The 6,754-nt window shown below is 71.3% G+C and carries 6 protein-coding genes; 4 read left to right on the top strand and 2 right to left on the bottom strand.

Translation table 11 applies throughout. The annotated features are described in order from the left end of the window. Positions 1-94: 94 nt before the first annotated feature. A complete protein-coding gene (locus E1182_RS28155) occupies positions 95-694 on the bottom strand; it encodes a TetR/AcrR family transcriptional regulator (RefSeq protein WP_132270768.1) in 600 nt (199 codons plus the stop codon). A 216-nt stretch (positions 695-910) separates the two neighbouring features. Between E1182_RS28155 and E1182_RS28160 the strand changes: the two genes are divergently transcribed. The 4 genes from E1182_RS28160 to E1182_RS28175 all read left to right on the top strand — a co-directional run bounded on the left by E1182_RS28160 (position 911) and on the right by E1182_RS28175 (position 5,980). Further along, positions 911-1,804 carry an ABC transporter permease gene (locus E1182_RS28160; protein ID WP_132270763.1) on the top strand — a complete coding sequence of 298 codons (894 nt, stop codon included), beginning with the start codon at positions 911-913 and terminating at the stop codon, positions 1,802-1,804. Further along, a complete protein-coding gene (locus E1182_RS28165; protein ID WP_132270764.1) occupies positions 1,797-2,615 on the top strand; it encodes an ABC transporter ATP-binding protein in 819 nt (272 codons plus the stop codon). The genes E1182_RS28160 and E1182_RS28165 overlap by 8 nt, the downstream gene beginning before the upstream one ends. Before the next feature lie 132 nt (positions 2,616-2,747). Beyond that, positions 2,748-4,250, top strand: coding sequence for a bifunctional cytidylyltransferase/SDR family oxidoreductase (locus E1182_RS28170; protein WP_132270765.1), 1,503 nt, complete (start codon positions 2,748-2,750; stop codon positions 4,248-4,250). A gap of 29 nt (positions 4,251-4,279) precedes the next feature. Then, complete coding sequence (locus E1182_RS28175; protein ID WP_132270766.1) at positions 4,280-5,980, top strand: CDP-glycerol glycerophosphotransferase family protein; 1,701 nt, start codon at positions 4,280-4,282, stop codon at positions 5,978-5,980. Positions 5,981-6,130: 150 nt separating this feature from the next. On the opposite strand, the gene E1182_RS28180 is transcribed toward E1182_RS28175, so the two are convergent. After that, the coding region (locus E1182_RS28180) for a C39 family peptidase (protein ID WP_132270767.1) at positions 6,131-6,754 on the bottom strand (624 nt) is incomplete at its 5' end.

Here is a 6,754-nt window from a genome sequence, read left to right on the forward strand (position 1 = left end):
GGCCCGCTCAGCTCCGGTCTGGCAAGAGACTAGCCGCAATCGCCCGCCGAAGATGTCCGGCGGGTGTACCAGGGGTGTCGCGGCGGGGCGGCCGTTATCCGGAGACCGACCCGTCGCGCTGCCGGGGCACCGCCGCGTCGGTGGCCAGCGCTGCGGCGACAGCTTCCACCAGGGTGTCGAGATACGTGTCGGGCAGTGGGGTCCGGGCGATGGCCAGCCGCCAGTAGAGCGGGCCGGCGATCAGGTCCACCGCAGCGTCGAGGTCGGTGCCGGCGGGCAGTTCCCCCCGGTCCACCGCCCGGGCGATCAGCCGCCCGCCGATCTCCTGCTGTTGGGCGCGCAGCACCCGTTGCAGGGTTTCGTCGATGGTCGGGTTGCGGGCCGCCTCGGCCAGTAGGTCCGGGATGATCTGCGAGGCGAGCGGGTGGCTCAACGCGTGCGCCACCACCTGGAACAGCAGGGCGAGGTCGCCGCGGAGGGTGCCGGTGTCCAGGGCGGGCAGCTTCTTGCCGGCGGCGGCGGCCACGGTTTCCAGAACGAGGTCGAGCTTGGAGTTCCACCGGCGGTAGATCGCTGTCTTGCCGACCCCGGCGCGGCGGGCCACCGCCTCGATGGAGAGCCGGCCGTAGCCGACCGCGGCGAGTTCGTGCATCAGGGCCCGCCGGATGGCCTTGGTGATGTCGCCGCGAAGCACTGCGGCACCGGCCGGCGCACGCCTCTTCTCGCTGGTCATCTGGGGTTCTCCGGAGCTGTCACGCAGGCCAGATTAGCGCAACGACGCAACGGTTGCGTCGCGACGTGTTTTCCACTAGCGTCCACCCCGCGACGAGGCGGCCCTCCCCATCCAGCTCCCACTAAGATTCCATCGTCGCGCGCATCCCTTTGGCACGAAAGATCGGAGCGCCCTTTCATGGCCGACACCGCGCTGGTGGACCCCGCAACGGGTCTGACCCAGGCGCAGCTGGCCGCCCGGCACGGACTACGGGTCGCCGGTGAGCGTCCCTCCCTGGCCGAATACAGCCGCCGGCTGTGGGCCTACCGGCACTTCATCGCCGCGTACGCCAACGCCAAGCTCGTCGCCTCGTACAGCAACGCGAAGCTGGGTCAGATCTGGCAGGTGCTGACCCCGCTGACCAACGCCGCCGTCTACTACCTGATCTTCGGCGTGGTGCTGGCACAGAAGGAGATCCCGAACTTCATCGCGTACCTGACCACCGGGCTGTTCATCTTCAACTTCACCCAGAGCGCGGTCCTGGCCGGCACCCAGTCGATCAGCAGCAACCTGGGGCTGATCCGGGCGCTGCACTTCCCCCGCGCCAGCCTGCCGGTGGCCGCCACGCTCACCCAGTTCCAGCAGTTGCTGGCCTCGATGGTCGTGCTGGTCGGGATCGTGCTGGTGACCGGCGAGCCGATCACGCCGGAGTGGCTGCTGATGGTGCCGGCGCTGCTGTTGCAGGCGGTGTTCAACGCCGGGATCGTGCTGGTGGTGGCCCGGATGGGGTCCAAGTCCAGCGACCTCAAGCAGCTGATGCCGTTCATCATGCGCACCTGGATGTACGGCTCCGGGGTGCTGTACAGCGTCTCGCTGTTCAACCGGCTACCGGAGTGGGCGAGCACGCTCATCCAGTACAACCCCATGCTGGTCTACATCGAGCTGGCCCGGCACGCGCTGCTGGAACAGGCTCCGCTGCTCAACGAGTCGCTGACCCGGCTCTGGCTGGTCGCGGCGGGCTGGGCGGTGGTGGCCGGCATCGGTGGCTTCGTCTACTTCTGGCGCGGCGAACAGGAGTACGGCCGTGGTTGAGCACCTCGAAGCGTCCAACGACGTCACCATCACCCTCCCCCGGGTCGGCGAGCGCATCCCCACCGTGGTGGTGGACGACGCGCACGTGATCTACCGGGTGCACAAGGGCGCCGGCGGCGGCACCACCCCGGTGGCCGCACTGCGCCGGTTGGTCAAGCGCACCTCCGCACCGAACATCCAGGAGGTGCACGCGGTGAAGGGGGTCACCTTCACCGCGTACCGGGGCGAGGCGATCGGGCTGATCGGCAGCAACGGTTCCGGTAAGTCGACCATCCTGCGGGCCATCGCCGGCCTGCTGCCGGTCAACCGGGGCGCGGTCTACACGCAGGGCCAGCCCTCCCTGCTCGGTGTGAACGCCGCCCTGCTCAACGACCTGTCCGGGGAGCGGAACGTCACGCTCGGCTGCCTGGCCATGGGCATGCCCCCGGACGATGTCGCCCGGATGACCCCGGAGATCATCGAGTTCTCCGGGATCAACGAGCGGGGCGACTTCGCCAGCCTGCCGATGCGGACGTACTCCTCCGGCATGGCGGCCCGGCTGCGCTTCTCCATCGCGGCGGCGAAGAAGCACGACGTGCTGCTGATCGACGAGGCGCTCGCCACCGGCGACAAGGGCTTCCGCAAGCGCAGCGAACAGCGGGTCCGCGAGCTGCGGGAAGGCGCCGGCACGGTGTTCCTGGTCAGCCACCAGCTTTCCTCGGTGCGGGACACCTGCGAACGGACGATCTGGCTGGAGTCGGGGCTCATCCGGATGGACGGGCCCACCGACGAGGTCATCCGGGCATACGAGGCATTCTCCAACAAAAAGTAGAATCTATCCCACGACACCGCGCCGGAGACCGCGTCGCCCCGTTGGGGCGGCGCGGTCCGCGCGTTAAGGTTCAACCCGTCGCCGCTCGGGCGCCATCTTTCGTTCAGCTCCCCCTGAGAGTGAGGATCGGCAATGACGCAGGACCACACCACTGGCCCGGACGCCGCACCGGAGACCCCGGCGCCGTGGCGGCCCTCGCGGACGGTGGCGGTGGTACTGGCCGGCGGCACCGGGACCCGGCTCGGCCTGGGCATCCCCAAGCAACTGTTGAAGATCGCCGGTAAGCCGATCATCGAGCACACCCTGGCCGTCTTCGAGGCCGCGCCGGAGATCGACGAGATCATCGTGCTGATGGCCACCGGCCACGTGGAGCAGGCCCAGCAGATCGTCGACAAGGCCGGCTTCCGGAAGGTCAGCAAGGTGATCGAGGGTGGCGACACCCGCAACGCGACCACCCGGATCGCGCTGGACGCGGTGGGCGAGGGCGATGTCAACATCCTCTTCCACGACGCCGTCCGGCCACTGGTCAGCGCCCGGATCGTCCGCGAGTGCGTCAACGCGCTCTGGACGTACTCCGCCGTCGACGTGGCGATCCCGTCCGCCGACACGATCATCCAGGTCGACGAGAACGACTGCATCACCGACATCCCGGTCCGCGCCACCCTGCGTCGCGGCCAGACCCCGCAGGCGTTCCGGTCCGGGACGATCCGTGAGGCGTACCGGCGGGCCGAGGGCGACCCGCACTTCGCGGCCACCGACGACTGCGGCGTGGTGCTGCGCTACCTGCCCGGTACCCCGATCAAGGTGATCGACGGCTCGGACGAGAACATCAAGGTCACCCACCCGGTCGACGTGCACCTGGCCGACAAGCTCTTCCAGCTCGCCGCCGCCCAGGCCCCCCGGCTGACCGACCACCGCAGCTACACCGAGGAGTTGACCGGCCGTACGGTCGTCATCTTCGGCGGCAGCTACGGCATCGGCCACGACCTGGCCGAACTGGCCCGCCGGTACGGCGCCCAGGTCTTCCCGTTCAGCCGTTCCAGCACCGGCACGCACGTCGAGCGCGCCGAGGACGTGACGGCCGCACTCAAGACGGCCTTCGAGGCCACCGGCCGGATCGACCACGTGGTGGTCACCGCCGGGATCCTGGAGAAGGGCGCCCTGGCCGACCTGGACGAGGAGACCATGGACCGGGTGCTCCAGGTCAACTTCGTCGGTCCGGTCATCGTGGCCCGGCAGTCCCTGCCGTACCTCCAGCAGACCAAGGGCCAGCTGCTGCTCTACACCTCCAGCTCCTACACCCGCGGGCGGGCCCAGTACGCGCTCTACTCATCCACCAAGGCGGCCCTGGTCAATCTCACCCAGGCGCTGTCCGACGAGTGGGCGGAGTTCGGCGTCCGGGTCAACTGCATCAACCCGGAGCGCACCGCCACCCCGATGCGCACCAAGGCGTTCGGCGAGGAGCCCGAGCACACCCTGCTCGCCGCCGAGACGGTGGCCCGGTCGTCGCTGGACGTGCTGATCTCCGACCTCACCGGCCAGGTGATCGACGTCCGCCGGGCGCCCGGTGAGCCGGCCGCCGTGCCGGCCCAGCCGACCGCCGTCGACGCCGACCGGCTCGCCAGCGCCGGCTGACCCACGTATCTGCGAGGCGGGCGATCGACATGCGTGGTGAACTGGTCAGAAAGCTGATCGCGCGGTGCCTGACCACCGGCCTGGCCGTGGTGGCGTTCCTGGTGGTGACGCTCACCGGCGCCACCGGGTGGGGTCTGGCGCTGGCGGTGGCCGCGCTGGTCGCCGCCGCGGCGGAACGCCGGGTCCGTCCGAACGCGGACATCACCGCCGAGACGGTGCTGCTCGCCGCCGGGATCCTGGTCGGGTACGCGCGCCGGCTCGACGCCGGCTTCGACCTGGTGCTGGCGCTGACCGGGCTGGTGCTGCTCGGGCTGGTGCTGCTGGTCGGTCCCCTGCGCGACGCCGGCAATTTGGAGCTGCGGGCGGCGAACCTGCCGGTGCGCACCTGGACGCCGGTGCTGACCGCCCGACTCGACGGCGCGCTGCTGGTCCTGCTCGCGGTGATCGCGGTCGCCGCCGCCCCACCCCTACCCGCCGTGGTCGCGCTGGTCGCCGTCCTGCTGGTGGCCGGCGCGTGCGCGGTGGTCGGCCTCGACCTGGCCCGGCGACGGTTCCGGCCGAATGCCGGCGGCCGGCCGGTGACCCGGGCGTTGCGCGCGCACCAGCCGGAGTTCCTGCTCTACTTCTCGGCCCCGCCCGGCTCGGAGTACCAGGTCACCATGTGGCTACCCTATCTGGAGCGGTTGGGCCGCCCGTTCCTGGTGCTGCTGCGGGAGCCGGAGTTCCTGCCCACCATCGCCGCGGCCACCTCCGCCCCGGTGGTCTACTGCCCGACCCTGCACGCCATGGACGAGGCGCTGGTGCCGAGCCTGCGGGTGGCGTTCTACGTCAACCACGGCGCGAAGAACAGCCACTGCGTCCGGTTCACCCAGCTCACCCACGTCCAGCTGCACCACGGCGACAGCGACAAGGCTCCCAGCGCCAACCCGGTCTCGGCGATCTTCGACCGGATCTTCGTGGCCGGGCCGGCCGCCATCGAGCGGTACGCCCGCGCCGGGGTGGAGATCCCCGCCGAGAAGTTCGTCGTGGTCGGCCGCCCCCAGGTCGAGTCGATCGAGGTACGCCCCGAACCGGCCCTCGGCCTGGCCAACCCGACCGTGCTGTACACGCCGACCTGGACGGGGCACCACGCCGACGCCAACTACTGCTCCCTGCCGGTTGCCGAGACGCTGCTGCGCCGGCTGCTCGACCGGGGCGCCACGGTGATCCTGCGGGCGCACCCGTACACCACGCAGAACCCGGCGTCGGCGCGGCACCTCGCCCGGCTGACGGAGCTGCTTGCCGCCGACCGGGCCCGCACCGGGCGGGCGCACCTGTGGGGTGCGGCGGCCGGCCGCGAGCTGACCCTGACCGACTGCGTCAACCGGGCCGACGCGCTGGTCTCCGACGTCTCCGGGGTGATCTCCGACTTCCTCTACTCGGGCAAGCCGTACGCGGTGACCGACATGGGGGTCGACGGCGATCGGTTCGTGGCCCGGTTTCCCCTGGCCGCCTCGGGTTACGTGCTGCGGCGCGACATGTCCAACGTCGACGACGTGCTGACCCGACTGTTGGACACCGATCCGCTGGCCCCGGCCCGGTGGGCGACCCGCCGCCACTACCTCGGCGACTTCCCGGCCGCCTCGTACGCCGAGGGCTTCCTCGCGGCGGCCCGGCGCGAGCTGGACCCGGGCTGGGCGCCACCAGCACCGCGCGCCGCGGACGCCTCGCCGCTGTCCCCCACCGCTTGACCGTTCGCCGCCAGGCCGCGCAGGGTCACCACCGGCACGCCAGTGGCGGGCTGTGCCATCGCCGGAGCAGCCGCCGCGATTCCGCCGTGCGGTCGAACGCGCGCGGGCACCGGCCCCGAGGGACCGGTGCCCGTGGCGTACGCGGCGGGATCAGGCGGAGTAGCCGCGGGTGGCGATCCAGTTCGCCAGGTCGACCGTGGTGATCCAGTACTCCGGCAGGTTCGGGTCGGCCGAGTCGGCGATCCGGACCAGCCGACCGCTGTCCCGGTACCCGATCACGGCGATGTAGTGGCCGCCCGGGAAGGAGTGCCAGCCGCCGTCGGTGTCGGTGGCGTCACCGGCCACGTTGGCGACGACTCCCCGCCGGGCGGTGATCGCCGTGACCACGTCGGCCCGGAGTTGGGCGACCTGCGCCGCGTTCGGGGTGCCCGGGAACATCCGGGTCCGGTACGGGTCGCCCTTGACGAACTGGTTGAGCACCCGGGTGGTGTCCAGGGCCGAGTTCGTGCCCATCTCGGTGGTGCCCAGCGGCCCGGCCACTGCGTCCTGGCTCCGGTCGACGCCGGCGGCGCTGAGCGCGTGGCGCACCGCTGCGGGACCGCAGTAGTAGTAGGTGATCTGGGCCTGGTAGTCGTAGTCGAGGACCTTCGACGCGGGGGGCTTGGGAGCCGCCGTGCGGGTCAGGTCGGGGTCGGCCGTGCGGCGGGGAGTGGCCGAGGGCCGGGCGGTGGCCGGCGGGCTGGGGCTCGCCGAGGGCGACGGGCTGGCGACGGC

The sequence above is a fragment of the Micromonospora sp. KC721 genome, assembly GCF_004348355.1.
Taxonomy (GTDB): Bacteria; Actinomycetota; Actinomycetes; order Mycobacteriales; family Micromonosporaceae; genus Micromonospora.